At 73.3% G+C, this 25,915-nt stretch carries 22 protein-coding genes; 10 read left to right on the forward strand and 12 right to left on the reverse strand.

Annotation, left to right across the window (positions count from 1 at the left end):
- Positions 1-72: 72 nt before the first annotated feature.
- From UK12_RS09760 to UK12_RS09770, 3 genes are all read right to left on the reverse strand, one after another.
- Positions 73-981: a hypothetical protein gene (locus UK12_RS09760; protein ID WP_045301819.1), complete on the reverse strand. Its 909-nt coding sequence runs from the start codon at positions 979-981 to the stop codon at positions 73-75.
- 281 nt (positions 982-1,262) lie between these two features.
- Positions 1,263-2,093 carry an isocitrate lyase/PEP mutase family protein gene (locus tag UK12_RS09765; RefSeq protein WP_045301821.1) on the reverse strand — a complete coding sequence of 277 codons (831 nt, stop codon included), beginning with the start codon at positions 2,091-2,093 and terminating at the stop codon, positions 1,263-1,265.
- A 68-nt stretch (positions 2,094-2,161) separates the two neighbouring features.
- On the reverse strand, positions 2,162-2,641 hold the full coding sequence (locus tag UK12_RS09770) for a carboxymuconolactone decarboxylase family protein (protein WP_045301823.1): 480 nt from the start codon (positions 2,639-2,641) through the stop codon (positions 2,162-2,164).
- Positions 2,642-2,690: 49 nt separating this feature from the next.
- Here UK12_RS09770 and pdxR point away from each other — a divergent pair, with 49 nt between their 5' ends.
- A complete protein-coding gene (pdxR, locus tag UK12_RS09775) occupies positions 2,691-4,112 on the forward strand; it encodes a MocR-like pyridoxine biosynthesis transcription factor PdxR (protein ID WP_045301825.1) in 1,422 nt (473 codons plus the stop codon).
- A 27-nt stretch (positions 4,113-4,139) separates the two neighbouring features.
- On the opposite strand, the gene UK12_RS41100 is transcribed toward pdxR, so the two are convergent.
- Both UK12_RS41100 and UK12_RS09780 read right to left on the reverse strand, forming a co-directional pair.
- Positions 4,140-4,277 carry a DUF6126 family protein gene (locus UK12_RS41100; RefSeq protein WP_197084711.1) on the reverse strand — a complete coding sequence of 46 codons (138 nt, stop codon included), beginning with the start codon at positions 4,275-4,277 and terminating at the stop codon, positions 4,140-4,142.
- Between the two features lie 225 nt (positions 4,278-4,502).
- Positions 4,503-5,087, reverse strand: a complete 585-nt coding sequence (locus UK12_RS09780; RefSeq protein ID WP_045301827.1) for a helix-turn-helix domain-containing protein — start codon at positions 5,085-5,087, stop codon at positions 4,503-4,505.
- A 158-nt stretch (positions 5,088-5,245) separates the two neighbouring features.
- Here UK12_RS09780 and UK12_RS43140 point away from each other — a divergent pair, with 158 nt between their 5' ends.
- On the forward strand, positions 5,246-6,022 hold the full coding sequence (locus tag UK12_RS43140; protein WP_045301829.1) for a helix-turn-helix transcriptional regulator: 777 nt from the start codon (positions 5,246-5,248) through the stop codon (positions 6,020-6,022).
- A gap of 262 nt (positions 6,023-6,284) precedes the next feature.
- Here the strand turns inward: UK12_RS43140 and UK12_RS09790 are convergent, their stop codons facing one another.
- From UK12_RS09790 to UK12_RS09820, 6 genes are all read right to left on the reverse strand, one after another.
- Positions 6,285-8,018, reverse strand: coding sequence for a pyruvate dehydrogenase (locus UK12_RS09790; RefSeq protein WP_045301831.1), 1,734 nt, complete (start codon positions 8,016-8,018; stop codon positions 6,285-6,287).
- Between the two features lie 462 nt (positions 8,019-8,480).
- The gene (locus tag UK12_RS09800; RefSeq protein WP_231591121.1) at positions 8,481-9,731 is read right to left on the reverse strand and encodes a S53 family peptidase; all 1,251 of its coding nucleotides are present in this window, start codon (positions 9,729-9,731) and stop codon (positions 8,481-8,483) included.
- 302 nt (positions 9,732-10,033) lie between these two features.
- Positions 10,034-12,430 carry a glycoside hydrolase family 65 protein gene (locus UK12_RS09805; RefSeq protein ID WP_045301837.1) on the reverse strand — a complete coding sequence of 799 codons (2,397 nt, stop codon included), beginning with the start codon at positions 12,428-12,430 and terminating at the stop codon, positions 10,034-10,036.
- A complete protein-coding gene (locus UK12_RS09810; RefSeq protein ID WP_045301839.1) occupies positions 12,427-13,197 on the reverse strand; it encodes an HAD family hydrolase in 771 nt (256 codons plus the stop codon). Before UK12_RS09810 ends, UK12_RS09805 begins: the two co-directional genes overlap by 4 nt.
- 105 nt (positions 13,198-13,302) lie before the next feature.
- The gene (locus tag UK12_RS09815; RefSeq protein WP_045301841.1) at positions 13,303-14,088 is read right to left on the reverse strand and encodes a VOC family protein; all 786 of its coding nucleotides are present in this window, start codon (positions 14,086-14,088) and stop codon (positions 13,303-13,305) included.
- A gap of 111 nt (positions 14,089-14,199) precedes the next feature.
- Positions 14,200-14,913, reverse strand: coding sequence for an AfsR/SARP family transcriptional regulator (locus UK12_RS09820; protein WP_045301843.1), 714 nt, complete (start codon positions 14,911-14,913; stop codon positions 14,200-14,202).
- A gap of 306 nt (positions 14,914-15,219) precedes the next feature.
- Between UK12_RS09820 and UK12_RS09825 the strand changes: the two genes are divergently transcribed.
- The 7 genes from UK12_RS09825 to UK12_RS09855 all read left to right on the forward strand — a co-directional run bounded on the left by UK12_RS09825 (position 15,220) and on the right by UK12_RS09855 (position 24,400).
- The gene (locus UK12_RS09825; protein WP_052681768.1) at positions 15,220-16,725 is read left to right on the forward strand and encodes a vanadium-dependent haloperoxidase; all 1,506 of its coding nucleotides are present in this window, start codon (positions 15,220-15,222) and stop codon (positions 16,723-16,725) included.
- Between the two features lie 25 nt (positions 16,726-16,750).
- On the forward strand, positions 16,751-17,278 hold the full coding sequence (locus tag UK12_RS09830; protein ID WP_045301846.1) for an HPP family protein: 528 nt from the start codon (positions 16,751-16,753) through the stop codon (positions 17,276-17,278).
- Between the two features lie 130 nt (positions 17,279-17,408).
- The gene (locus UK12_RS09835) at positions 17,409-18,278 is read left to right on the forward strand and encodes a sulfurtransferase (protein ID WP_045301848.1); all 870 of its coding nucleotides are present in this window, start codon (positions 17,409-17,411) and stop codon (positions 18,276-18,278) included.
- A complete protein-coding gene (locus UK12_RS09840) occupies positions 18,271-18,696 on the forward strand; it encodes a cupin domain-containing protein (protein WP_052681769.1) in 426 nt (141 codons plus the stop codon). The genes UK12_RS09835 and UK12_RS09840 overlap by 8 nt, the downstream gene beginning before the upstream one ends.
- 180 nt (positions 18,697-18,876) lie before the next feature.
- Complete coding sequence (locus tag UK12_RS09845) at positions 18,877-19,392, forward strand: cobalamin B12-binding domain-containing protein (RefSeq protein ID WP_052681770.1); 516 nt, start codon at positions 18,877-18,879, stop codon at positions 19,390-19,392.
- Entirely contained in the window at positions 19,389-22,715 is a 3,327-nt protein-coding gene (locus tag UK12_RS09850) for an FAD/NAD(P)-binding protein (RefSeq protein WP_045301850.1), read from the forward strand. Before UK12_RS09845 ends, UK12_RS09850 begins: the two co-directional genes overlap by 4 nt.
- Positions 22,712-24,400, forward strand: coding sequence for an AMP-binding protein (locus UK12_RS09855; protein WP_045301852.1), 1,689 nt, complete (start codon positions 22,712-22,714; stop codon positions 24,398-24,400). The genes UK12_RS09850 and UK12_RS09855 overlap by 4 nt, the downstream gene beginning before the upstream one ends.
- A gap of 205 nt (positions 24,401-24,605) precedes the next feature.
- Here UK12_RS09855 and UK12_RS09860 read toward each other — a convergent pair whose 3' ends face one another.
- Positions 24,606-25,178: a TetR/AcrR family transcriptional regulator gene (locus UK12_RS09860; protein ID WP_045301854.1), complete on the reverse strand. Its 573-nt coding sequence runs from the start codon at positions 25,176-25,178 to the stop codon at positions 24,606-24,608.
- A gap of 178 nt (positions 25,179-25,356) precedes the next feature.
- Here UK12_RS09860 and UK12_RS09865 point away from each other — a divergent pair, with 178 nt between their 5' ends.
- Positions 25,357-25,902: a carboxymuconolactone decarboxylase family protein gene (locus UK12_RS09865; RefSeq protein WP_045301856.1), complete on the forward strand. Its 546-nt coding sequence runs from the start codon at positions 25,357-25,359 to the stop codon at positions 25,900-25,902.
- Positions 25,903-25,915 lie beyond the last annotated feature (13 nt).

The raw sequence follows: 25,915 nt of genomic DNA on the forward strand, positions 1-25,915 counted from the left end.
CAGCCGGATCCGGGTGTCCGCCGGTCCCGGGCGCCCTGCCCGAGGGCGGGGCGGCCGGGGCCGGCGGGTGGGTCAGGCCCTGGTCCGGGTCAGCTGCACGGCCACGGTCCGGTCCGCCGTGACGGCGGTGCCGTAGTCGGGGTCGGTGGTGCCGGCGTGGGCCGCCACCTCGACCTCGCCCCTCTGGAACGGGGTGGTCGCGGTCGGGTCGGCCTGCGCCGACCAGGCGACCGGAGCGCCCGGCACGCACGACACGGACGTGCTGTACGGGCCGCGGATCAGGATCCGGTTCTTCACCTGGGTGACCAGGCCGGAGACCGCGACCTTGACCGGCTTGTTGCAGGCCACCGTGCCGTGCACGGTGGCCTTGCCGTTCAGGGCGCTCGCGGTGCCGTCGACCGCGATGCCCAGACCCAGGTCGAGCACGGCGGGCGGGGCCGGGTTGTCGATGTGGACCTCGCCGCGCAGCGCAGCGGTGCTCCCCTCGCAGTGCTGCTCATAGGTGGCGTCCAGGGCCTGGACGTAGCCGTTGGGCCCGAACACGGCCTTGGAGACGGTGAAGGAACCGGTGAGCGTGTTGCAGCCGCGGCCGTTCCCGCCGATGGACAGGCCCGGCTCGGCCGCGCCGTTGAACGGGAAGCGGGTGGCCCCGGTGTAGGTGCCGGGCGTCAGCGCCTGGCCGGCCGGGGCCGCGAGGCTGAGGTTCCACCAGTCACCGTGGGCCCCGTTGACCGAGATGCTGATCTCGTGGTCGTCGGCGGCCGCCGAGACGTCGAGGCGGTCCTGCGAGGCGGTCGAGTAGCTGTAGGACTGCCCGCCGCTGATGTAGTCGCCCGCGTCGCCGCCGAATCCGAGCGTCCCGGACGTGACGGTCTGCGCGTGGGCGGCGGTGCCCGCCAGCATCGTGGTGCCTGCGGCCAGCACCAGGGCGAGCCCGAATCCGGCTGCGGAACGCGCAGGTGCGGATCGTGTCGGCTTCATACGTGGTCCCCCCAGGGTGAAGCGATGGGCCTTGAGGCGGCCTCCTGCCGCCGGGCCGCAGCGAGTGTTTCAGCCGCCACCTGGGGGAACAACTCGTTTTTGATCCACGACAGTTGGGAGATATGACCGCCGTCGGGTGCGGCCGAACAGCCGGAGTACACCGGGCCAAGCCCGGTTGAACCGGGAGTGCCCCGCGGCCGCGGTACGGGCCCGCCGGCTGCGGCGACCGGCGCCCCGTGACGCCGGTCGCCGCAGCCGGGAGGCGAACTACTGATTCCCGGTCAGGCCGGGAACAGACCGTTGAGCTCCGGATAACCGAGCCCGCCCGCGAGGCCGCCGTAGGTGCCCTCGGTGTAGACCTCGCGGGCGGCCCGCCGGACCGCCGCGTACGCGACCTCGGCGAGCCCGGGGCCGAGGCTGATCCGGCCGACACCGAGGGCGGCGAGTTCGGCGACCGTCGGGGCGGCCGGGGAGCCGGTCACGTTGAGCGGGACCGGCAGCGCCTTGGCGAGCGCCGCGATGACGGCCGGATCGGCCGTGCCCGGGACGAACACCCCGCTCGCCCCGGCCTCGACGTACGCCAGGCCCCGGGCGATCGCCTCGTCGAGCCGGCCCTCGGGCTCGCCGACGCCGCGCAGGAAGACGTCCGTCCTGGCGTTGAGGTACAGCGGCACGCCCGCGGCGGCAGCGGCCGCACGGGCGGCGGCGATCCGTTCGGCCGCCTCGGCGACCGGGCGCAGCTCGCGGGCTCCGTCGTCGGGGCCGTCCTCCAGGTTGACGCCGACCGCACCGGTGGCCAGCAGGGCGGTGACGGTCTCGCCCACCTCGGCGGCGGTCGCACCGAACCCGGTCTCCAGGTCCGCCGTGACGGGCAGGTCCACCGCGGCGGCGATCAGGGCGGTCTGGGCCAGCGCCCGGTCCCGGTCGAGGCCGCCGCCGTCCCGGACGCCGAGCGCCCAGGAGACGCTCGCACTGGCGGTGGCGAGCGCCTGGGCGCCGGCGGCGGCGACCAGCCGGGCGCTCACCCCGTCCCAGACGTTGGCCAGGACGAGCGGATCGCCGGGCCGGTGCAGGTCGTTGAGGAGCTTGGCCTTGTCGTGCTGAGTGGTCATGGTGACACCCTGTCGGTGAGGCGCGGCAGTGGACTGGCGGAGATCGGACCTGAACCGGGGAGCGGGGGTCAGGACTGCTTGGGAGCCGGGCTGAGGCGGGTGGCGATGGCGATGCGGTTCCAGGAGTTGATCGTGATGATCATCGCGAGCAGCTGGGCCAGCTCCTTCTCCTCGAAGACCTTGGCGGCCTCCTCGAAGACCGCGTCCGGCACGTGCCCCTCGGTGACCTTGGTGACCGCCTCGGTCAGCGCGAGGGCGGCCCGCTCGCGGACGGTGAACCACGGGGTCTCGCGCCAGGCCGGGAGGCTGAGCAGCCGGTGGTCCTGCTCGCCGATCTTGCGAGCGTCGGTGGTGTGCATGTCGAGGCAGAAGGCGCAGCCGTTGATCACCGAGGCGTAGGTCTTGACCAGCTCGGCGATGATCGGGTCCAGCCCGGCGGACGCCGCACGGTCCAGGTTGATCATCGCGCGGTAGAACTCGGGAGCCTGCTCGGGGAGCGAGATGCGCTGGATCGGGGCGGGGACGTAAGCGTTCCGGTTCGTCGTCATGTGGTCAACGGTAGTGCCGGTTGGCCCGCCCGTATGGTTCATTTGGCGCATGGAATCCTGGGCCACTTTCGGTGGCGACCTGCACCTTGACCTGACCGCCGGACGGTCGCGCGGTCTCGGCCTGCGCGAAGCCCTGGAGGACGCGCTGCGCGCGGCGGTCCGCGACGGCCGGCTGCCGCCCGGCACCCGGCTGCCCTCCTCACGGGCCCTCTCCGGCGACCTCGGCATCGCCCGGAACACCGTCGCGGAGGCGTACGCCCAGCTCGCCGCCGAGGGCTGGCTGGCCTCCCGGCAGGGCTCGGGCACGGTGGTGGCCGAACGCGGGACGCCGTCCGAGACCACCGCGCCGATCGCCCGGCCGCTCAAGTCCGCCGTCCGCTACGACCTGCTGCCCGGCCGGCCCGACGTCTCGCTGTTTCCGCGCTCCGCCTGGCTGGCGGCGTCCCGCCGGGCGCTGACGGCGGCCCCCAACGAGGCGTTCGGCTACTCCGACCGGCGCGGGCGGATCGAGCTGCGCCGCGCCCTCGCCGAGTACCTGGCCCGGGTCCGCGGGGTACGGACCGACCCCGAGCGGATCCTGATCTGCGCGGGCTACACCCAGGGTCTCGGCCTGCTCTGCGGCGCACTGCGCGAGCGCGGCGTACGGGCGGTGGCGGTCGAGGAGTACGGGCTGCCGCCGCAGCAGCAGGTGATCACGGCGTCCGGGCTGGAGACCGTGGCGCTGCCCCTGGACGAGGCCGGGGCCCGTACCGACCTGCTGGCGGACTCCGGTGCGGGCGCGGTGGTGCTCACCTCGGCGCACCAGTTCCCGACCGGCGTACCGCTGCGGGCCGCGCGCCGGGCCGCCGCCGTCGCCTGGGCCCGCGAGAGCGGCGGGATCGTCATCGAGGACGACTACGACGGCGAGTTCCGCTACGACCGGCAGCCGATCGGCGCGATGCAGGCACTGGACCCGGAACGGGTGGTGTACGCGGGCACCACCAGCAAGAGCCTCGCGCCCGGGCTGCGCCTCGGCTGGCTCGCCCTGCCCGGGGACCTGGTCGAACCGGTGGGGCGGCAGAAGGAGTTGGCCGACGGGCAGTCCGGCGCCCTCGAACAGCTGGCCCTGGCCGAGCTGATCACCTCGGGCGGCTTCGACCGGCACATCCGCCGCTGCCGGCTGCACTACCGGCGCCGCCGCGACCAGTTGACGGCCCTCCTCGCCGAACGGGTCCCAGACGTCCGGGTCACCGGCATCGCGGCCGGACTGCACGCGGTCCTGCAGCTGCCGCCCGGATCGCTCAGCGAGGACGAACTGCGCCACCAGGCAGCCTGGTTGGGCCTCTCACTGCAGACCATGTCCGAGTGCCGCACACCCGCGGCCGGGCCGGCGCCGGACGCGCCGCCGGCGCTGGTGATCGGCTACGGCACCCCGCCGGAGCACGCCTTCTCCGCCGCGCTGGACGCGCTCTGCACGCTGCTCCGGCTGTGAGCGGGGTGCGCAGGGACGGCCCCGGCACTACTTGTTGCGGCCCCCGAGCTCGAAGAGCAGGAGGATGAAACCGGCGAACACGTGGGTCGCCGCCGTGTAGACGATCACGCGTATCCAGACGCGGCGGTCTGCGATGCGTCCGGCGTCGATGGTGCGCTTGGCCATGGTGGGCCTCCCGTCGAAGGTGTGGTCGTGTTCCGACCGGGGTTTCGGGGCCGGGACTTGTCCCGGCCGGTTGTGCGGGGACGTGGACTTCGGAGGGGCGGGGGACCTCACGGAACGGCAGGGTCCGAGGCACAACCCGCTCACCCGGTCAGGCTGAACGTCGGTGTCTTCCGACTCGCGCAGTTCCCCGCGCCCCTCAAGGAACCGCTGTCCCGCCGACCGGGGCTAGTGCGCCCCGCCCAGGCAGAGTTCGCCGCCCGGGCTCTGCAACAGGGTGTGCAGGAAGAGCAACTCGACGCCGTTGGACGAGTCGGCCGCGATGCGGTGCGGGGTGAGCGAGTCGAAGTGTGCGGAGTCGCCCTCGTCCAGCAGGTGGACCTGCTCGCCGAGGGTCAGCCGCAGCCGCCCCCGCAGGACGTACAGCCACTCCTCACCGGGGTGCACCCTGACCACCGCGTCCTGCAGGCCGGCCGGTACGTGGACGCGCAGCGCCTGCATCGCCCGTCCCGGGGTGCCGGCGCGCCGGTAGCCCCAGCCGCCGGCCCGGCCCGGCTCGATCGCGCCGCCCCTGACCACCGGATCCGGGTCGCCCGGCAGCTCGCCGAGCAGCCCGGCGACCGTCGTGCCGTACGCCCGGGCCAGCCCGAGCAGTACCGGCAGCGAGGGCTGCCGCTGCCCGGTCTCCAGGCGCGACAGATACGCTGGGGAGAGGCCCACCCGGGTCGCCGCCGCTTCGAGCGTGTACCGGCTGCTCAGCCGGTGCTCCCGCAGTCTGGCGCCGAGGCCCTCGACCTCCTGGTCCGTACTCATACGCCCAGTCCACACCCGCCCTGCCCCAGAGGCAAGAAAATTGCCTGTGAGGCAAGAGGCCTCAAAAGGGGCCGTCCCTTCCCCCCGGGCCGGCGGGACTCCGGCGTCACATCGGTGCACGTCGACGACCGACCGCTCCGCGGGCGATGCTGTGGGTTATGACGAAGTCGGACACCCGGGACTACGAGCGCGTACTCGATCTGGTCGTCGCGGTTCTGGAGACGGACGAGCCGGAGACCCTGTGGAACCTGCTCGCCGAGCACCTGCTCGACGTCTTCGGCAGCCGCACCGTGAGCATCACGGAGATGCACCGGACCCATCGGAGAGCCCGCACCGAGGGATGGGCACCGCAGCGGATCGGACCGGCGATCAGCGAGCACGTGGAGCGGCAGATACGACAGCAGCATCCGCTGATCGGGTACCTCTCCGCCGGTGAGGTCCGCCCGGTGTCGGTGGCCGGGATCTGTTCCGGGTGGCGCGGCTCGGCGTGCTACGACGAGGCGTACCAGGCCTTCGGGACCACCCACCAGCTGGGCCTTCCGCTGGCCACGGCGCGGCACACCATCAGGACCATCGTGCTCAGCCGCCGGGGCACCGACTTCGGTGCGCGCCGCCTGGCCATGGCCGACCGGATCCAGCCGCTGCTCGTCGGCGCGGACCGCCAGCAGCACAGGCTGCGGCAGCTCCGCGACGCCGCTGCGGCGGCCGGTGCCGGCGACACGGTGCAGCGGGCCGCCGGGTACGGGCTGACGCCACGCGAACTGACCGTGCTGAGCCTGCTCACCGAGGGCCTCACGGCCGCTGCCATCGCCCGCCGCCTGGCCATCTCCCCGCACACGGTCAACCGCCACCTGGAGGGGATCTACCGCAAGCTCGACACCGACAACAAGGTCTCCGCCGTACGCATGGCCCACCGGCTGGGCCTGGCCCACTGAGGCACCGGCGCGGGCGGTCGGGTCGGCCGGGGCGGGGCCGGATCGGGAACGCTGCGGCGCGGACGTACCGCCGGGTCCGGCCATAGGAAGTTCTCCCCATGGCACCGCCCCGGGCCGGTTGCCAGGATCTGAAGCGGGCGTGGGAGAGCGGCGGCGGCCGACCTCCCGCCCCCGGCCGTGCGCGAGGCGGGACGGCACCGGCCCCGTCCCCTGGACCGCAGGGGAGTCCAGGGGGCAGGGTCCGGCGAGCCTCCCGGCCGCGCTACGGCCGGGGGATGTTCCGCAGGTTGCTCCGGGCCAGGTCGATCATCCTGCCGACACCGCCGGACAGGACCGTCCGGCCCGCCGCCAGGGCGAAGCCCTTGAGCTGGGCGGCGGTGATGCGCGGCGGGATGGCGAGCGCGTTGGGGTCGGTGACCACGTCCACCAGCACCGGACCCGAGCGTTGCAGCGCCTCCGCCAGCACCTCCCGCACCTTCGCCGGGTCGGTCACCCGCTTCGCCTGGATGCCCATCGCGCGGGCGATGGCCGCGTAGTCCACGTCGCCGTTGTCGATCTCCCACTCGGGGTAGCCGGAGACCAGCATCTCCAGCTTGATCATGCCCAGCGCGCCGTTGTTGAAGACCACCGTCTTCACCGGCAGCCGGTGCTTGGCCACCGTGAGCAGTTCACCGAGCAGCATGCCGAGCCCGCCGTCGCCGGACATCGAGACCACCTGCCGCCCGGGGAAGGCGAATTGGGCACCGATCGCATGCGGCAGCGCGTTGGCCATCGAGCCGTGCAGGAAGGAGCCGATCACCCGCCGCCGGCCGTTGGGCGTCAGATAGCGGGCGGCCCAGACGTTGCACATACCGGTGTCGACCGTGAACACCGCGTCGTCGTCGGCGAGTTCGTCCAGCACGGCGGCCACGTACTCGGGATGGATCGGCACCTGGTTCTCGATCTTCCTGGTGTAGGCGCTCACCACGCCCTCCAGCGCCTTGCAGTGCTTGTCCAGCAGCTCGTCGAGGAAGCGGCGGTCCTGCTTCTGCTCCAGCAGCGGCAGCACCGCCCGCAAGGTGGCCGACACGTCGCCGTGCACGGCGAGTTCGAGCGGCGTCCGGCGGCCGAGCCGGGTCGCGTCGTGGTCGACCTGGATGGTGCGGGTCTGCGGCAGGAAGGAGTCGTACGGGAAGTCGGTCCCCAGCAGCAGGACCAACTCGGCCTCGTGCAGCGCCTCGTGGCAGGCGCCGTAGCCGAGCAGCCCGCTCATCCCGACGTCGTACGGGTTGTCGTACTGGATCCACTCCTTGCCGCGCAGCGAGTGGCCGATCGGGGAGTTGAGCATTCCGGCGAGCTCCATCACCCCGGCGTGGGCGTCCCGGACCCCCGCTCCGCAGAACAGGGTCACCCGCTCCACCGAGTTGAGTGCCTGGGCCAGGGCCTGCACCTGGGACCAGGGCGGCGCGGCGACGGCCTGTTCGGCCAGGAAGTAGCTGCTGCCGGTCGGCCCGGCGGCCGGGAGCGCGGCGATGTCGCCGGGGAAGACCAGCACCGAGACACCGCGTGCGCCCAGTGCGTGCTGCACCGCGACCCGCAGCAGGCGGGGGAGCTGCTCGGGGGTGCCGACCAGTTCGCAGAAGCTGCTGCAGTCGGTGAACACCCGGTCGGGGTGGGTCTCCTGGAAGAAGCCGGTGCCGATCTGGCCGGAGGGGATGTGCGAGGCCAGCGCCAGCACCGGGACGCCGCTGCGGTGGGCGTCGTAGAGGCCCTGGATCAGATGGGTGTTGCCGGGGCCGCAGGAGCCCGCGCAGACCGCCAGACGCCCGGTGAGCTCGGCCTCGGCCGCCGCCGCGAAGGCGCCGGCCTCCTCGTTGCGGACGTGCACCCAGTGCAGGTCGGGGGCCCGGCGGATGGCGTCCACCACGGGATTGAGGCTGTCGCCCACCACCCCGTAGACCCGCTCGACCCCGGCCTGCCGGAGTACCTCCACCATCTGCTCGGCCACGCTGCCCATCGGGCCACCTCGTCTCACCGGCTGGTCACAGCACGCCACCAGCCTGCGGTCACCACACCCTCCGAGCACCCGGCGCTACGCCGGACGGGGTACGCCCAGGGGCGTATACGGCAGCGCGGTCACTCCACGGCCTTCAGCGGCATTGGGGCACGGGGTTGTCCGGGGTCTCCAGCCAGACCGTCCGTCCGTCCGTCCGCCGTGACGGTCAGGCCGAACCTGTCGAACCCGGGCCGGCCATGTGCCACCGGCATTCCGGGCTCACTGCGCCACCATCCCCGCCAGAGCACTCGCCAGCATCGGCGAAATCGCCTGGGTCGAACCCGACTACCTTCCCGACCGCTGCACCGACCACCAGACTCGCCGGATCTGGTCCGCCCTGCCGCGCCTCACCGACCCATTCGCCGCCGTTTACCACGTCGAGGGTCGCGCCATCACGGCCTGAAGGGGCGCGGCCGGGAGGGATCAGCCCGCGAAGGCGGTGGTGCCGTTCGGGGTGCCGAGGCCGGTCGGGCCGTCGTAGCCGGGCCCCGCCTTGCAGAGGTAGGACGGCGAGCAGCTGCCGTTCGACCCGGTGGTCACGTCGTTCAGCGCGGAGGTGTGCGCGTACGGGAAGGATGCCGGGCTGCTGCCCGCGGACGGCGTGCCCGCCAGTGCGTACACACCCGCGATGATCGGCGAGGAGGCGCTGGTACCGCCGTAGACCGCCCAGCCGCTGCCGCCGTAGGTCTGGTAGACCGCGACACCGGTGGCCGGGTCGGCGACGGCGGAGACGTCCGAGACGGTGCGCCTGCCGCAGCCGGTGTCCTTCTGCCAGCTGGGCTTGGCGTCGTACGCCGAGCAGCCCGAGCCGGTGCCCTCGGTGCTGCTGGTGGACCACACCGACTCGCTCCAACCACGGGCGGTGGAGCTGCGGTTGAGTGCCGTGCCGCCGACGGAGGTGACGTACCGGGAGGACGCCGGGTACTGCGCGCCGTACGCCGAGTCACCCGCGCTGACGGTGATGGCGACACCCGGGTGGTTGAAGTAGGAGTTGTCGTACGAGGGGTCGGAGGAGGACTCCGGGCCGCCGTAGCTGTTGGAGACGAACTTGGCGCCGAGTCTGACGGCGGTGTTCACCGAGGTGCCGAGGTTGGCCGTGGTGGCGCTGGTGGCCTCGACCAGGATGATCTTCGCGTTGGGTGCGACCGCGGAGACCATGTCGAGGTCGAGCGATATCTCACCGGCCCAACCGGAGTTCTTGGTCGGGTACTTGGTGCCACCGGTCTGGTTGACCTTCTTGAAGCAGCCGTTGGCGGTGGTGCAGGCCGGCAGGCCGTACTGGGAGCGGTAGACCGCCAGGTCGGACTCGGCGTTGGGGTCGTCGTACGCGTCCACGATGGCGACGGTCTGACCCGCTCCGCCGCCCACCGGGAGGTTGTACGCGCTGCGCAGGTCGCTCGGGCCGTAGCCGGACGGCGTCGCGTCGGGGGTGACGCCGAGTGCGTGGACCCGCTGGACCGTGCTGGTGACCCGCAGCGCGTCACAGGCCATGGTGTCGCCCTTGGCGAGGGTGTCACAGGCCCGCACCCACGACGTACCGCCCTTGGTGTGGACGGTGGTTGGTGCCGCACCGGCGGGAACGGCGGTCGAGACGGCGGACACCGCGAGGGCTGCGGTGCCCGCGAGCGCCAGGACGAACCGGCGGGTGGACGCGGGCATGGTGGGGGAATGCACCGGACTGCCTCCTGTGGCTGGGCTGGTGAACCCTTGTGGGGCCGGGGGCTGCGCGTGGGGGCGGTCGCACGGGCAGGGTGAGCACCGGCGACCGGGCAGGCGGAAGCGGCGGCCGTCGAGGCCGCCACGCACCACCGGGAACCGGCGCCGACGCTAGCCAGCCATGGGCAGGTCAAACAACGGGCCGGTCAGGATTCGACCATCCCTTTACCGCCCGGAGGGGAAAGCCGGGCCGAACTCACAGCTCCCGGTGATTGCGCCGGCAACCGCGAACTCCCTAACCACAGAAGGAGTTGACTGTGTCACTCGGCAGGCAGGTGCTCCACCACACCGATCGGCAGGCCCGCCTGCGCCTGCCGCCTGGCCGGCTCACGACCGGGCGGCTGGGTGCACCGCTCGGGCTGGCTGGTGGGCGTCACGGTCGGACGGCCGACCGGCCTGCCCTGCTCCAGCTTCAGCTGCTCCCCCTCGTGCAGCAGGGTCAGCAGCGTGCCCCGGCGCAGCGTGTAGGTCGTGCGCTGATGGGTGATCTCCACGTGCAGCAGCTGGTCCCGCACCACCATGGCGAAGGACAACCGCCCCAGTCCGGCGGGCAGTCGGGGCCGGAAGGAGAGCTCCTCATCGTGGTCGCGCAGGCCGCCGAAGCCGGCCACCAGGGCGATGCAGGCCCCCGCCAGCGAGGCCATGTGCAGGCCGTCCTTGGTGTTGCCGCCGAGGTCGTGCAGGTCCATCAGGGCTGCCTCGGCGGTGTAGTCGTACGCCAGGTCCAGCTGGCCGACCTCGGCCGCGATGACCGCCTGCGTGCAGGCGGAGAGCGAGGAGTCGCGGACCGTGAGCCGCTCGTAGTAGGCGAAGTTGCGGGCCTTCTGCTCCGCGGTGAAGGCGTCGCCGCGCACCTGCATGGCCAGCACCAGGTCGGCCTGCTTGACCACCTGCTTGCGGTACAGGTCGAAGTACGGGAAGTGCAGCAGCAGCGGGTACTTCTCCGGCGGGGTGTTCTCGAAGTCCCAGAACTGGTGGTCGGTGAAGTTGTCGGCCTGCGGATGGATGCCGATCTTCTCGTCGTACGGGATGTACATGGCCGCGGCCGCGTCCCGCCAGGCCGCCGCCTCCTCGGTGTCCACGCCGAGGCCGGAGGCCTGGTGCATGTGCCGGGTGACGGTCTCGGCGGCGACCCGCAGGTTGGTCTGCGCCATCAGGTTGGTGAAGACGTTGTTGTCCGCGATGGCGCTGTACTCGTCGGGTCCGGTGACGCCCTCGATCCGGAACCGGCCCTCCGAGTCGTGGTGGCCGAGCGAGCGCCACATCCGGGCGGTCTCCACCAGCAGTTCCAGCCCCAGGGTCTGTTCGAAGTCGACGTCCCCGGTGGCCCGGCAGTAGCGGGCGACCGCGACCGCGATGTCCGCGCCGATGTGGAAGGCCGCCGTACCGGCCGGCCAGTAGCCCGAGCACTCCTCACCGTGGATCGTACGCCAGGGGAACACCGCTCCGGCCAGGCCGAGTTGGGCGGCCCGGTCACGGGCCATCGGCAGCGTTCCGTGCCGCCAGGTGAGCACCTGTTTGACCGCCGAGGGCATGGCGTAGGTGAGCACCGGCAGGACGAAGGTCTCGGTGTCCCAGAAGCTGTGCCCGTCATAGCCGGGGCCGGTCAGCCCCTTGGCGGGGATGGCCCGTTCCTCGCTCCGCGCGCCCGCCTGCAGCACGTGGAAGAGCGCGAAGCGGACGGCCTGCTGCAACTCCACGTCGCCGTCCAGCTGGACGTCGCTGGTGTCCCAGAACTTCTTGAGGAACTGCTGCTGTTCGGCGTACAGCCCGTCCCAGCCGGTGAACCGCGCGGCGGTCAGCGCGGCCTCGACCTGGTCGCGGACCGCGGGCAGCGAGCGGGTCGCCGACCAGCCGTAGGAGATGAGCTTGACCAACCGCAGCTGCTCGCCCGGTTTCAGCACCGTGGTGACGCTGAACCGGCCCTGGTCCTCGACGCATTCGGCGGTGGCGTCGAAGTGCTCCGGCCCCTCGACCAGGTGGTCCATCCCGGCTGCCACCCGCAGGCCGCTGAACCTGGTCCGGTGCACCAGGACGGCCTTCATCCCGGAGGCGTGCGCGGCCTCGCCGACCAGCGGCGCCTCCAGGGCGGCCGCGGCCCGCGGATCGCCCGAGCCGTCCGGGAGCTGCTCGTTGGCGACCAGCTCGGACTGGAGCACGATCCGCACCGGACCGTCCACCGCGGTGACCCGGTAGTCGATCGCGGCGATCGCCCGCTGGGTCAGCGAGACCAGCCGGCAGGACTTGACCTTGACGGTCCGCCCGGCGGGCGAGGTCCATTCGGCGTCGCGCCGCAGGACCCCTTCGCGGAAGTCCAGCCTCCGCTGGTGGCTGCGGAGTTCGCCGTAGCGCAGGTCGAAGGGCTCGTCGTCGACCAGCAGCCGGATGATCTTCCCGTTGGTGACGTTGATGACGCTCTGCCCGGACTCCGGGAAGCCGTAACCGCCCTCGGCGTACGGCAGCGGGCGCAGCTCGAAGACGCCGTTGAGGTAGGTGCCGGGCAGGCCGTGCGGCTCGCCCTCGTCCAGGTTGGCGCGCAGGCCGATGTGGCCGTTGGAGAGTGCGAACACCGATTCGGCGCGGGCGAGTCCGGGCAGGTCCAGGCCCTCTTCGGCGAGGCCCCAGGGGTCGATGGTGAAGACGTTGGAGGGGCTCATGCCGAAGCCTTCGCAGCCGATCGGCCGTCGGGCTCGATCAGTTCGGCGAGGTCGGCGACCACGATGTCCGCGCCGTGCTCGCGCAGCGCCTGGGCCTGGCCGACCCGGTCCACGCCGACCACCGTGCCGAAGCCGCCGGCCCGCCCGGAGGCCACCCCGGCGAGGGCGTCCTCGAAGACGGCGGCGTGCTCCGGCGGGGTCTCGAGCGCACGGGCGGCGGCCAGGTAGGTGTCGGGCGCGGGTTTGCCCGGCAGGTTCTCGCGCTTGGCGACCACCCCGTCGATCACCACGTCGAACAGCCCGTCGATGCCCGCGGCCCGCAGCACGTCCCGGCAGTTGGCGCTGGAGGAGACCACCGCGCGCGGCAGGCCGAGCACCCGCAGCCGGTGCAGGTACTCCACCGAGCCCGGGTACGGCTGGACGCCCTGCTCCTGGATCATGCGCAGCACGGTGACGTTCTTGGCGGTGCTCAGCCCCTGGACGGTCCTGCTGCCCGGCGGATCGGCCGGGGTGCCCTCGGGCAGGCGGATGCCCCGGGAGGCGAGGAAGGCCCGGGTGCCGTCCTGCCGGGGGCGCCCGTCGACGTACGCGTCGTAGTCCTCGACGGCGTCGAACGGGACGAACTCCTCGCCGCTGCGGTCGGCCTCGGCTCTCAGGAAGGAGTCGAACATGTCCTTCCAGGCCGCCGCGTGCACCTTCGCGGTCTGCGTCAGCACTCCGTCGAGGTCGAAGAGGAATGCTCGGATGTGGTCCGGAAGTCCCAACATACCTGCCAGTGTGGCCCGTACGGCACGCGAAGCCGCCCATTTGCGGTACGCCTGGCGCGTCGCGAACGGGCGGCTCCCAGGCTCTGCGGCCGAGGGCTGCCGAACCTACATCGGCTTGGCCTTGATCACTGCGAAGAGGGCGCCCTGCGGGTCGGCGAGCACCGACATCCGGCCCGCCACCATGTCGAACGGCGGGACCAGTACCGTGCCGCCGCGCTTGACCAGCGCGTCCACCACGCTGTCCGCGTCGTCCACGGCGAAGTACGTCAGCCAGTGCGCGGGCGTGCCGGGCGGGTCGTTGGCGAGGCTGGAGACGCCGCCGACCCCGCGGCCGCCGACGTTGAACACGTGGTAGTCGCCGGCTTCCGGCATGCCCATCGGCGCGATCTCGGCCCCGAAGACGGCCCGGTAGAAGGCGGCCGCCGCGTCGAAGTCTGCGGTGTGCAGCTCGTTCCAGGTGAGCGCGCCGTGCTCGTTGACCACGTGCGCGCCGAAGAAGTCCACCGGCTGCCAGACTCCGAACACCGCACCGCTCGGGTCCGCCGCCACCAGCATCCGGCCGACCGTGCCGACGTCCATCACCGGCATCATCACGGTGCCGCCGTTGGCCGTGATGGCGGCCTGGGTGGCGTCCGCGTCGGCCGTGGCGATGTAGGTGGTCCAGACGGTCGGCGGCGTCGGCTGCCCCTCGGGCGCCATCGCCGCCATGATTCCCGCCACCGGCTTCCCGTTCAGCGTGCACATCGCGTAGCCGCCGAACTCGGCCGGGCCGACCTCACCCTGCCAGCCGAACAGGTCCCGGTACACGTCCAGCGCGGCCTGCTGGTCCGGCACCATCAGGTCCACCCAGCACGGAGTGCCGGGTGGGTACGCTTCGGTCACTTCAGGCATCTCGTCTCCCTCGCGGTGACCCCCGCCGCCCACCTTGACCGCAGCCGCCCGATCCTGCCACCGGAGCGTGCGGCGGCCGCCCGGCGGCGGACCGGCCCGCGCGCCCACGGCTCAGTTGCGGGCGTCGAGTTCGCGGCGCAGGAGTTCGCGGTAGGAGGCCCGGTAGGCGCGGGCGGCGATCTGGTTGCCGGCCGCGAGGTAGGCGGCGACGAGGGTTTCGTGGGCGCTCTCGCGCAGGCCGTCGGCGTGCACGGCGACCAGCGCGGCGTCCACCGCGGCGCCCGCCCAGCCGGCCTCGGCGAGGCGGGCGGAGAGGGTTTCCAGGGTGTGCAGGCGCTGTTGGCGCCAGCGCTCCTGGTGGGGGGCGAGCCAGTGCTCCTCCCAGTCGGGGAGCAGGTCGGCCCCGAAGTCGCAGGCGGCGGCCCGGCCGAGGTCCTCGGCGGGCATCGGCAGGGCGAGGTTGAGGATGCGGGCGGCGACGGCCCGCCGGTCGGCCAGGTCGACGCTGACGTGCGGGGCGAGCCGGAGGCGTTCCAAGGTCCCCTGGAGCAGGTGGGCGCGGTCGCCGGGGAGCCGGTGCAGGGCGGTGCGCAGCGCGGCCCCGGCCCTGGCCTGGTCGAGGGCGGGCCACAGCACGGCGGCGGCCCTGGCGCGGGTGAGCCCGCCCGGTTCGACGGCGAGCAGGGCGAGCAGGCGGCGGGCCGCGATGGTGGGCTGGACCTCGCGCCCGTCCAGGCGGAGGGCGAAGCCGCCGAGCAGTTCGAGGTCGACCGCCGGCGGCGGCGGTGCGGGCGGCGGTACGACCACCGGCAGCACTCTGGCCATGGCAAGACCTCCCCCTGATCCTTCACCGGATGCACACGCTAGTGAGAGCGGCGGGACGGCGGCGGGACCCATCGAGTCCTCTGATACCTGCCATGGAAGAAAGCGATCGCTCCTTGTCCCCGGCCTTCCCGGCTGACCAGCAAAAATACCGTCCGGTCTGATTGTTTGACAGGACGGAGACAAGACCGGGGCAGCACCGTGCAATACCCGCGCAACGCTCCTGACACGCGCCGCAACCTACGGTCCCGGATGCCGGCCGCGTCCCTGGCCGCCGCTCCCGAGCCCCAGCGTCGTGAGAAGGACCCCATGACCCCGCCCTCCGTACCCGCCCGCCCGCTGTCCCGCCGGACCGCGCTCGCCGCCGCCTTCGGCGCGGCCGGTGCGCTCGCACTGGCCGGCACCCCGTCCGCCTGGGCCGCCGAGACCCGTACCGGCCGCCGCGCCGCCGGTACGGCCGACGCCGACCCGAGCGTGGTCGTCCGCTGGAACCAGGCCACCATGGACGCGATCCTGGCCAAGTACCGCGCGACCGGCGCCGTGTTCGGCCCGGCCACCGTCAACGCCCGCTCGCTGGCCGTGGTGCACAACTGCGTCTACGACGCCTGGGCCTGCTACGACCGCGTCGCCGTCGGCACCCGCTTCGGCGGGAGCCTGCGCCGCCCCCGCTCCGAGCGGACCCTGGCCAACAAGAACGAGGCGATCAGCTACGCCGCCCACAAGGCGCTCTGCGACCTCTACCCCGACCAGACCCCCGCCGCCGACTCCATGCTGCGCAGCCTCGGCTACGACCCGGCGCGCACCGGCGGCCCGTCCACCAGCCCGGCCGAGATCGGCCGCCGCACCGCGCAGGCGGTGCTGGACTTCCGCCACCAGGACGGCGCCAACCAGCTGAACGCGTACGCCGACACCACCGGCTACCAGCCGGTCAACCAGCCGCAGGACATCACCGCGTTCGCCCCCGGCCTGATCGCCTCCCCCGCGCACTGGACCCCGCTGATCGTCAAGGGCGCCACCCAGCACTTCCTGACCCCGCAGTTCGCCACCGTGGTGCCGTTCGCGCTGGAGCGCCCGGACCAGTTCACGGTGCCCGCGCCGCCCGCCTACCCGTCCTCCCGACTGGCCGACGCGGTCGCCGAACTCGTCGAGATCAGCGCCGACCTGACCGACGAGCACAAGGCCATCGCCGAGTTCTGGCTGGACGCGGACGTCACCCCGCCCGGCGCCCAGCAGGCCTGGGGCCGGTTCGTCTCCGCCCGCGACGGCTACACCGTGGACGAGGACGCCAAGCTGTTCTTCGGCCTCAACATGGCCGAGACCGACGCCGCCATCGGCTCCTGGGCGGTCAAGCGCCAGTACGACTTCGCCCGCCCGAGCACCCTGATCCCCTACGAGCTGCGCGGACAGCAGATCCGGTCCTGGGGCGGCCCCGGCAAGGGCACCGTGGCCATGGACGGCGTCAACTGGCGTGCGTACGTGCCGGTTCCGGCCTTCCCGGCCACCGTCTCCGGGCACAGCACCTTCTCCGGCGCGGCGGCCGAGTTCCTGCGCCGCTTCACCGGCTCGGACGACTTCGGCGACTCGTACCTGTTCAAGGCGGGCACCTCGACCATCGAGCCGGGACTCACCCCCGCCACCGACATCACCCTGACCTGGCCGACCTTCACCGAGGCCGCCGCCCAGGCCGGCATCTCCCGCCTCTACGGCGGCATGCACTGGAGCTTCGACAACGAGCCCGGGCTCACGATGGGCCACCAGATCGGCCGCGTGGTGCACTGCAAGGCCGAGCGCTACTTCCACGGCCACTCCAACTGATCTTCCACCGAGAGGAGTTGACGCCATGAGCAACTCGACCACCACCCGCCCGGCCGCACCGGGCGCCGCCGCCAAGCCGACCGCGCCGCCGATGCCCGGCGCTCGGGCCCTGGTCCTCGGGACCGTCACCACCACCGTCGCACTGCTGGTCCTGGTCGCCCTCGGGAAGGCCGCCGGCCAGGTCCTGCTGGTCGCGCCGCTGGCCGCCACCGCGATGATCGTCTGCGCCAGCCCGGCGCTGCCCCCGGCCCAGCCGCGCTCGGTCCTGCTCGGGCAGCTCGGCTCGGCCGCCCTCGGCCTGCTGGCCGGCGCGCTGATCGGGCACTCGCTCTGGTCCGCGGCCGTCGCCGCCGGGCTGTCGGTCGGGCTGATGGCACTGCTGCGGGCCGTCCACGCCCCGGCGGCGGCCACCGCCGCACTGGTGGTCCTTCAACACCCGGCCCCGGTCCGCTTCCTGGTGCTGCTGGCCGTCGGCAGCGTGCTGCTGATCCTGCTCGGACTGCTGGCCTCGCGGGCCGGCGCGATCGGCAAGTACCCGACGTACTGGTGGTGATTGCGGCCTTCGGCCGCCCGTCGCCCGCCCACCCGCGGGCATCCCTCATCAGCGCACAGGAACCGGCGCTCGGCGACCGGCACCACGGCAGCCGGCGCACCGGCACCATCGCACAGGAATCGGAGTACCCATGGACCGTGACAAGTACCTGGTCAGCACCGACTGGGTCCGGGCGCACGCCGCCGACCGGGGCGTGGTCCTGATCGAGATCACCGACGGCGGCGAGAACCCCGCCGGGCGGATACCCGGGGCGGTCAGCCTCGACTGGACCAGGGACCTGCAGGACCCGGTCCGCCGCGACCTGCTCGCTCCCGAGGACTTCGCCGCCCTGCTCGGCCGGCACGGCATCGCCGAGGACGACACCCTGGTCTTCTACAGCGGCAACTGCAACTGGTGGGCCACCGCCGGGTACTGGCAGTTCCGGCTGTACGGGCACCGCGAACTGCGGGTGCTCGACGGCGGCCGCGGCCGCTGGGAGGCACAGGGCGGCGACCTCACCTTCGAGATGCCGGCCAGGCCCGCCACCGACTACCCGGTCCGGCAGCCGGACGAGTCCATCCGGGCCCGGCGCGACCGGGTGATCGCCGGCATCGGCGGCACCAACCTGGTCGACGCCCGCTCGCTGGAGGAGTACCTCGGCGAGAGCACCTCGCCGCCCGGCGTCCCCGAGGACCTCGGGGTCCGGCCCGGCCACGCGCTGTCGGCCCAGCACATCCCGTGGAACCTCACCGTCCGCCCGGACGGCACCTTCCGCACCGACGAGGAGCTGAACGCCGTCTACGGCCAGCTCGACCCCGAGGCGCCGACGGTCGTCTACTGCCGGATCGGCTGGCGCTCGGCGCACAGCTGGTTCGTCCTGCACGAGCTGCTCGGGCTGGGGGACGTCCGCAACTACGACGGCGCCTGGCGGGAGTTCGGCTCGATGGTCGGCGCCCCCGTGGTGCTCGGCCCGCTGCCCTGGGGGACGGTACGGACCGGCGGGGTGGCGCTCGATGCCTGACGTGACCATCCTGCGGGACGTGCTGCGCAACGGCTTCGAGCAGGACGGCCTGCCCTGGGTCCCGTGGACCGAACCGGGCCGGGCGGGCGTGGAGTTCGTGGTGCTGTGGGGTCCCGACGAGGGCAGCGGCGAGGACTCCGCCGCGCTGCTGCTGCGGTTCCCGCCCGGCGCGCACGGGGACTTCCACGAGCACCTCGGGCACGAGCTGATGCTGGTGCTCGACGGGGTCCTCGACCACAGCGACGGCCGGCGCTTCCACCGCGGCGACCTGGTCATCGAGGAGCCGGGCACCCGGCACCAGATGTCCAGTGCCGAGGGCTGCACGGTGCTCGCCGTCCGCGCCCGCCCGGCCGCCAACCGGCAGCCGGAACCGGGCGAGATCACCACCGGCGTGGGCGCGGCACTCCCCGCTGCGTGACCCGCGCGCGGACGGCGACCGCACAACCGCCCCGGCGGTCTGTTCCCAGGGACGCGGGGACCGCGCGACCAGCCGTGCATCCTCACGGAGTACCGATCGCGCAGCTCCCCGCGCCCCTGGGAAACCCGTCCGCCGCGCGCGTCCGCAAGACACCTGACCAGCTTGTTTCGAGGAGTAGTCATGGCCCAGTCGGCCGCACCGCAACTGCTGCGTCCCGTACCGCAGGCCGCCCCGGCCGACGGCCGCCGGGTCCTGCTCACCACCGGATCCTCCGACGCCCACACCTGGAACCTGGTGCACCTGCAGCTCTTCCTGGAGGAGCACGGCCACTCGGTGCTCAACCTCGGCCCCTGTGTGCCCGAGGAACTCCTCGTGGACACCGCCAGGTTGACCATGCCGGACCTGGTGGTGTTCAGCTCGGTGAACGGGCACGGGCACCTGGACGGGCTGCGCGCCGTCCGGGCGCTGCGCGCGGAGGCCGACACCCGGGGCATCCCGATGGTCGCCGGCGGTCTGCTCGGCATCTCGCCGGAGGGCGCCGAGCAGCGCCGCGCCGAACTGCTGGAGGCGGGCTTCGACGGCGTCCACCCCGACGGCACCGGGCCCGAGGTGCTGCTGGAGCGGCTGGCGGAGCTCATCCCGCTCGCCGCCCTCGACCCCGCCGGCCCGGCCCGTACCGAACGGGTCGCGGCATGACCCGCTCGATCCCCGCCCCAAGACGCCCGGGACCGCCCGACCTGGGCGCCTACGTCCGGGCCGCCGCCGAGGCGGGTGAACTGGTGGTGCAGCCCCGGATGGGCATGGCCCGCCCGGAGGAGATGGCCGCCGGGGTCACCGCCGTCGCCCGGCTGCCCGAACGCACCGTCGCCACCGTCACGTTGGACAGCTACACCCGGGTCGGCGACCACGCCGCCGCCACCGCGGCCGTGCGCGCGGGCCGGCCGCTGAACGGCTTCCCGCTGGTCGCCCACGGCCCCCGGGTCGGCGCCCGGGTGGCCGGTGCGGCCGGTCCCGCCACACCCGTACAGGTCCGGCACGGCTCCGCCGACCCGATCGCCATCTTCCGCACCATGACCGCCGCCGGGCTGTACACCAGCGAGGGCGGCCCGGTCTCGTACTGCCTGCCGTACGGGCGCACCCCGCTCGCCGAGTCCGTCGCCGCCTGGCGGGACGGCACCCGGCTGCTCGCCGAAGAGAGCCGGGCCGCCGGGACCGGCGCCCACCTGGAGTCCTTCGGCGGCTGCCTGCTCGGGCAGCTCTGCCCGCCTTCGCTGCTGGTCGCGGTGTCCGTCCTGGAGTGCCTGTTCTTCGTCCAGAACGGCATCACCAGCGTCTCGCTCAGCTACGCCCAGCAGACCCACGCCGGGCAGGACGCCGAGGCGCTCACCGCCCTGCGCCGGCTCGCCGACGAACTGCTGCCGCCCGACGTGGACCGCCATCTGGTGCTCTACACCTACATGGGCGTCTTCCCCAGGACCGCGCCCGGTGCCCGCCTGCTGCTCGCCCGTAGCGCCGAACTCGCCGTCCGGGGCGGCGCCGAGCGGCTGATCGTCAAGACCGAGACCGAGGCGCACCGCATCCCGACCGTCGAGGAGAACCTGACGGCGCTGCGCAACGCCGCCGAACAGGCCCGCCGCACCCGGCTTGAGCCGGCCGGCCCCCCGGTCGACGGCGGCGAGGTGCTGGCCGAGGCCCGGGCCCTGGTCACCGCCGTGCTCTCGCTCTCCGACAACGTCGGCACCGCCCTGCTGCGGGCCTTCCGGCGCGGCCTGCTGGACGTCCCGTACTGCCTGCACCCCGACAACCGGGGCGCCGCGCGGGGCGTGATCGCCGAGGACGGCCGGCTCCGCTGGGCCGACCTCGGCGCGATGCCGCTGCTCTCCGCCGGACGCCGGACCACCCCGGTCACCTCCGACCGGCTCTCGCTGATGCTCCGCCGGGTCGCCGAGCAGCACGACGCGGCGGCCCGGCAGGCCGCGCCGGAAGGCCGCCATGAGCCGGGAGCCCAGCCGGAGCCGGGAGCACGGCCGGAGCCCGCCGCCGGAGCCGGGAACGGCACCGGGTCAGAGCAGCGGCCGGCCCCGCTGCGGGTCGCCCTGATCGGTGTCGGCCCGCGCGGCCTGTCGGTGCTGGAACGGCTCGCCGCCCGCTGCCTGGAGCAGCCGCTCGCCCGCCCGGTGGAGATCCACGCCATCGACCCGTACCAGGCGGGTGCGGGACGGATCTGGCGGCAGTCGCAGTCCCCGCACTTCCTGATGAACACCCCGGCCCGCGAGGTCACCATGTTCTCCGGCCCCGGCGACGACGGACCCGCCCGGCCCGGCGCAGGACCGACCCTCGCCGAGTGGTGGGCCGCGGCCGACCCCGAGAACGCCGACCCCGACGGCTACGCGCCCCGGGTGGTCTACGGCCGCTACCTGAGCCACGTCTTCGACCGCATCGTGGCCGCCCTGCCCGTCGGACTGACCGTCCAGCGGGTCCCCGCCCGGGTGCTCAGCGCCGACCGGATCCCCGACGAGGACGGCGGCACCAGGGCCCACCGGCTGCGCCTGGACCGGGGGGACGTGCTCACCGTGGACCGGGTGGTGCTCGCCACCGGCCACCCCTCCAACGACCTGGACGGCCCGCAGCGCGACCGGGCCGCCTTCGCCGCCGGCAGCGCCACCGTCCGCTACATCAACGGCGACTCCGCCGGCGAGATGCCGCTGAAGGACATTCCGCCGGGCGCCAGCGTCGGCATCCTCGGCATGGGCCTGACCTTCTACGACATCCTGGTCGAGCTGACCCAGGGGCGCGGCGGCCGCTTCGCACCGGACGGCCCCGACGGCCTGCGCTACCTGCCCAGCGGACGCGAACCCCGGATCTTCCCGGCCTCGCGCAGCGGGGTTCCGCTGCTGGCCCGGGGCGTCAACCAGAAGCCGCCGCTGCACCGCTACCGGGCCCGGCTGTTCACCCCCGAGCGGATGGGCGCGGTCCGGGCCAGGGGCGGGGTGGACTTCCACGCCGCGGTACTGCCCTGGCTGATGGCCGAGGTGAACCTGGTCCTGCTGGCCACCCGGATCCGTACCGCGGCCGGGGACGCGGTGATCGGCGAGGCGGCGGTCGGAGCGGCGGCGGCCGCCGACTTCACCGAGCGGGCCACGGCCGCGCTGGCCGATGCCGACACGCCCCTGCTGGAGCCGCTCTCCCGGCTGGCCGCCGAGTACGGGGTGGACCCGACGGTGCTGGCCGACTTCGACACCCTGGCCCGCCCGTTCCGGGGCAAGCGGTTCTGCACCGCCGCGGAGTTCCGCACCGCGCTGACCGACTGGCTGCGGGCCGACCTGGCCGACGCCCGGCTGGGCAACGCGGACGGGCCGCTGAAGGCCGCCTGCGACGTACTGCGCGACGTCCGGCAGACGATCAGATCGGTGGTCGACTTCGGCGGGCTCACCCCCGAGTCCCAGCGCCGCTTCCTGACCGAGTTCAACCCGCTGGCCGCGCTGATCTCCACCGGCCCGCCCGCCGTGCGCTCGGAGCAGTTCCTCGCCCTGCTCGACGCCGGGATCCTCGAACCCGTGGGCCCGCAGGCGGTGTTCCGCAGCGACGGCACCGCCGGACGGTTCACCGTGGAGTCCCTCCAGGTGGACAGCTCCCGGGTCGGCCTGGACGCCCTGGTGGACGCCCGGGTGCCCGGCACCGACCTGCGCACCGACCGCAACCCGCTGATCCGCGGCCTGCTCGCGGACGGCACCATCCGCACCTTCGTCAACTCCTGGGAGGGGCATGCCTATGACACCGGCGGGCTGGCCTCCACCGATTCGCCGTTCCACCCGATCCGGGCGGACGGGGCGGTGGAACGCAGCATGCACGTGATCGGGATCCTCAGCGAGCACACCCGCTGGTTCACCCAGGTGGGCAGCGGACGGCCGGGGTCGTGGGGCTCGTTCACCCGGGACGCCGACGCCATCGCCGGCGCGCTGCTGGACGGGGCGATGCTGGAGCCGACTCCCCTGGCGGCCAAGGCCGGTACGCGATGAGCAGCGGCTACTGGCGCCACCGCAGGACGGCCGCGCACCGGGAGTTCCGGGCCGCCCGCGATCTGCTGCTGCGGCTGCGCGGCGACCGGGAGTCGGCGTACGCGGAGTTCCGGTGGCCGCGCGCCGAGGAGTTCAACTGGGCCCTGGAGTGGTTCGACGTGGTCGCCGCCGGGAACGACGGCACCGCGCTCGAAGTGCTCGGCACGCCCGGCCCGGACGGCCGGGTCGCCACCCGCGAACGGGTCTCCTTCGCCGAACTCTCCTCCCGCTCCGACACCCTGGCCACCGAACTGACCGAACTGGGCGTCCGCCGGGGCGAGCGGGTCCTGCTGCTGCTCGGCACCCGGGCCGAACTCTGGGAGGCCCTGCTCGGCTGTCTGAAGATCGGCGCGGTGGTGGTGCCGACGTACCAGGACGTGACCCGCGAGGAGGCCGCCGACCGGATCGGCCGGGGCCGGATCTCCCACGTCCTGTGCACGGGCGAACTCGCTGCGCTGGTCGACGACCTGCCCGTGCCGGGCCGCCGGATCACGCTCGGCGCCGAGCGGCCCGGCTGGCTCCGCTACCCCGACACCCGGGTGCGGCGCCCCTACCTGCCCGCCGGGCCGACCCGCTCGGCCGACCCGGCGTTCTGCTACTTCACCTCGGGCACCACCTCGCTGCCCAAACTGGTCGAGCACACCCACGCCAGCTACCCCGTCGGCCACCTCTCCAGCCTCTACTGGAACGGCCTGCGGCCCGGCGACCGGCACCTCAACCTGTCCGCGCCCGGCTGGGCCAAGCACTCCTGGAGCAGTTTCTTCGTCCCCTGGACGGCCGAGGCCACCGTGCTCGCACCGCCCGACGGCGGGCTGCCCGCCCACCTGCTGCCCCGGGTACTCACCGAACACCGGGCGGACAGCTTCTGCGCACCGCCCAGCGCCTGGCGCGCCCTGCTGCCCCATCTGGCCACCGGACAGCCCGAGTTGCGCGAGGCGACGGCCGCCGGGGAACCGCTCACGGCCGAGGTGATCGAGCAGGTGGCCGCCGCCTGGGGCGTCCGGGTCCGGGACGGCTACGGGCAGACCGAGGCCACCGCGCTGATCGGCCGCACCCCCGACGCGCCCGAGCCGCTCTCACCGCTCGGGCACCCGCTGCCCGGCTACCGGATCGTGCTGCGCGACCCGGTGACCGGCGCACCCGGGGAGGCGGGCGAGGTCTGCATCGACCTCACCGACCGGCCGGCCGGCCTGATGACCGGCTACGCCGACGCCCCGGAGCGGACGGCGGCCGCCTTCGCCGACGGCCTCTACCGCACCGGTGACAGCGGCGAGCGCTGCGCCGACGGTTCGATCCGGCTGCTCGGCCGGACGGACGATGTCTTCAAGTCCTTCGGACACCGGATCTCGCCGGTGGAGATCGAAGCGGTACTGCGCGGACACCCGGCGGTGGCCGACGCGGCCGTGGTGCCCAGGGCCGACCCGCTCGGGGGGTTGGTGCCGCACGCGGTGGTGGTGCTGCGTTCGGGGCTGCCGACGGGGGCGGGAGCCGCCGCGCTGCGGCGGGCGCTGCTGGAGCGGGCGGCCGCGCAGCTGGCGCCGGTCTTCGTCCCCCGGGGACTGGACTTCACGGCCGGCCTCCCGAGAACCCGCTCAGGCAAAGTCCGCCGCACCGAACTGGCCGCAACCCTCCGGGACCAGGAGTGAGCCCTCCGGCAACGCCGGTGAATCTTCAGGGACAAGGGCGCCCCCAGGCGGCGCCGGTGAGCCTTCAGGAGCAAGGGTGTACCCCCCAGCGGCGCGGGGAACTGCGCGACCAGGCATCTACGGAGGTGCAGAGTTACTCGCGCAGTTCCCCGCGCCCCCAAGGTGGTGCATGGCCGGTCAAGTGCCGAAGCGTCCCCCGCAGGGGTCAGGTGTTGGCTCTGGGGGCTGTGCCGAGCAGGGCCGCTGCGACCGTGCGGGCGCGGGTGGCGGCCTCCGGGGTGGCCTCGCGCAGGGCGGTGATGATCGCGCCGTCGCCGAGCAGGGCGAGTTGGCGGGCCAGCGCGAGGTGGTCCCGGTAGCCCCCGGCGGCGAGGAGGCGGTCGAGGAACTCGATCACCTTCTCCTTGTGCTCGTGGGCGACCCGGTGCGCCGCACTGTCGTGGTCGGCCTCCTCGACCATCGTGTTGATGAAGGCGCAGCCCCGGAAGTCCGCGGCGGCGAACCGCTCGGCCAGGCCGTCGAAGAGGGCGAGCGGGAGGTCCGCCAGGCCGAGCGGGCTGGCTTCCACCGTCTCGGCCAGCCAGGCCCGCCAGTTGGCGTCGCGGCGCCGCAGCACCTCCACCACCAGCTCGTCCTTGCTGGGGAAGTGGCGGTAGAAGGAGGCCCGGCCCACGCCGGAGTCCGAGAGGATCCGCTCGATCCCGACCGCGCGGACGCCCTCCTCGTAGAACAGTCGCTCGGCGGCGACGAGGAGTCGTTCCCTGGCTTGGCTCGGCATTCGAAAACGGTACCACTCGGTTCTGAATTGCGGCATGGCCCGCTACCAGACGCCACGTCAGTCTCCGCTGCACAACCTGACATTGACGAGGGCCCGCGTTGACCGAGACGGAACCGATCGGTACCGTCTTTTTCGGTACCGATCGGTTCCATATGACGCTGATCCGAGGAGACTCGCCATGTCCCGTCTGCCCCAACTGACCGTCGAGACCGCCACCGAGGAGCAGCGCGAGCTTCTGGAGGGGACCCTCAAGCAGCTCGGCAAGCTGCCGAACCTGTACGCGGCGATGGCCAACGGCCCGGCCGCCCTGCGCGGTTACCTGGCCATGCGGGACGCGCTGGTCGGCGGCAGCTTCAGCACCAAGCAGCGCGAGCAGCTCGCCCTGTTCATCGCCCAGAAGAACAGCTGCACCTACTGCGTCTCGGCGCACACCCTGCGCGGCGGCAAGGTCGGCCTGAGCGAGGAGCAGCTGCTCGCCACCCGCAAGGGCCAGGACACCGACCCGCACATGGACCAGGTGCTCAAGCTCACCGACGCGGTGATCACCGAGCGCGGCCGGGTCAGCGACTCCGCTCTCGCCGAGGCCCGCGCGGCCGGTGTGACGGACGCCGAGATCGCCGAGATCGTGGGGCACGTCGCGCTCAACGTGCTGTCCAACTTCTTCAACCACGTGGCCGAGCCGGAGCTCGACTTCCCGCTGGTCGACGCACACTTGGCCGAGTAGAGTCCAGCGCGAC

Source organism: Saccharothrix sp. ST-888, assembly GCF_000955975.1.
GTDB lineage: Bacteria > Actinomycetota > Actinomycetes > Streptomycetales > Streptomycetaceae > Kitasatospora.

Coding starts and splice junctions, on each gene's coding strand:
- UK12_RS09760 (WP_045301819.1), bottom strand. CDS start 981: ATGAAGCCGACACGATCCGCACCTGCGCGTTCCGCAGCCGGATTCGGG.
- UK12_RS09765 (WP_045301821.1), bottom strand. CDS start 2,093: ATGACCACTCAGCACGACAAGGCCAAGCTCCTCAACGACCTGCACCGG.
- UK12_RS09770 (WP_045301823.1), bottom strand. CDS start 2,641: ATGACGACGAACCGGAACGCTTACGTCCCCGCCCCGATCCAGCGCATC.
- pdxR (WP_045301825.1), top strand. CDS start 2,691: ATGGAATCCTGGGCCACTTTCGGTGGCGACCTGCACCTTGACCTGACC.
- UK12_RS41100 (WP_197084711.1), bottom strand. CDS start 4,277: ATGGCCAAGCGCACCATCGACGCCGGACGCATCGCAGACCGCCGCGTC.
- UK12_RS09780 (WP_045301827.1), bottom strand. CDS start 5,087: ATGAGTACGGACCAGGAGGTCGAGGGCCTCGGCGCCAGACTGCGGGAG.
- UK12_RS43140 (WP_045301829.1), top strand. CDS start 5,246: ATGACGAAGTCGGACACCCGGGACTACGAGCGCGTACTCGATCTGGTC.
- UK12_RS09790 (WP_045301831.1), bottom strand. CDS start 8,018: ATGGGCAGCGTGGCCGAGCAGATGGTGGAGGTACTCCGGCAGGCCGGG.
- UK12_RS09805 (WP_045301837.1), bottom strand. CDS start 12,430: ATGAGCCCCTCCAACGTCTTCACCATCGACCCCTGGGGCCTCGCCGAA.
- UK12_RS09810 (WP_045301839.1), bottom strand. CDS start 13,197: ATGTTGGGACTTCCGGACCACATCCGAGCATTCCTCTTCGACCTCGAC.
- UK12_RS09815 (WP_045301841.1), bottom strand. CDS start 14,088: ATGCCTGAAGTGACCGAAGCGTACCCACCCGGCACTCCGTGCTGGGTG.
- UK12_RS09820 (WP_045301843.1), bottom strand. CDS start 14,913: ATGGCCAGAGTGCTGCCGGTGGTCGTACCGCCGCCCGCACCGCCGCCG.
- UK12_RS09825 (WP_052681768.1), top strand. CDS start 15,220: ATGACCCCGCCCTCCGTACCCGCCCGCCCGCTGTCCCGCCGGACCGCG.
- UK12_RS09830 (WP_045301846.1), top strand. CDS start 16,751: ATGAGCAACTCGACCACCACCCGCCCGGCCGCACCGGGCGCCGCCGCC.
- UK12_RS09835 (WP_045301848.1), top strand. CDS start 17,409: ATGGACCGTGACAAGTACCTGGTCAGCACCGACTGGGTCCGGGCGCAC.
- UK12_RS09840 (WP_052681769.1), top strand. CDS start 18,271: ATGCCTGACGTGACCATCCTGCGGGACGTGCTGCGCAACGGCTTCGAG.
- UK12_RS09845 (WP_052681770.1), top strand. CDS start 18,877: ATGGCCCAGTCGGCCGCACCGCAACTGCTGCGTCCCGTACCGCAGGCC.
- UK12_RS09850 (WP_045301850.1), top strand. CDS start 19,389: ATGACCCGCTCGATCCCCGCCCCAAGACGCCCGGGACCGCCCGACCTG.
- UK12_RS09855 (WP_045301852.1), top strand. CDS start 22,712: ATGAGCAGCGGCTACTGGCGCCACCGCAGGACGGCCGCGCACCGGGAG.
- UK12_RS09860 (WP_045301854.1), bottom strand. CDS start 25,178: ATGCCGAGCCAAGCCAGGGAACGACTCCTCGTCGCCGCCGAGCGACTG.
- UK12_RS09865 (WP_045301856.1), top strand. CDS start 25,357: ATGTCCCGTCTGCCCCAACTGACCGTCGAGACCGCCACCGAGGAGCAG.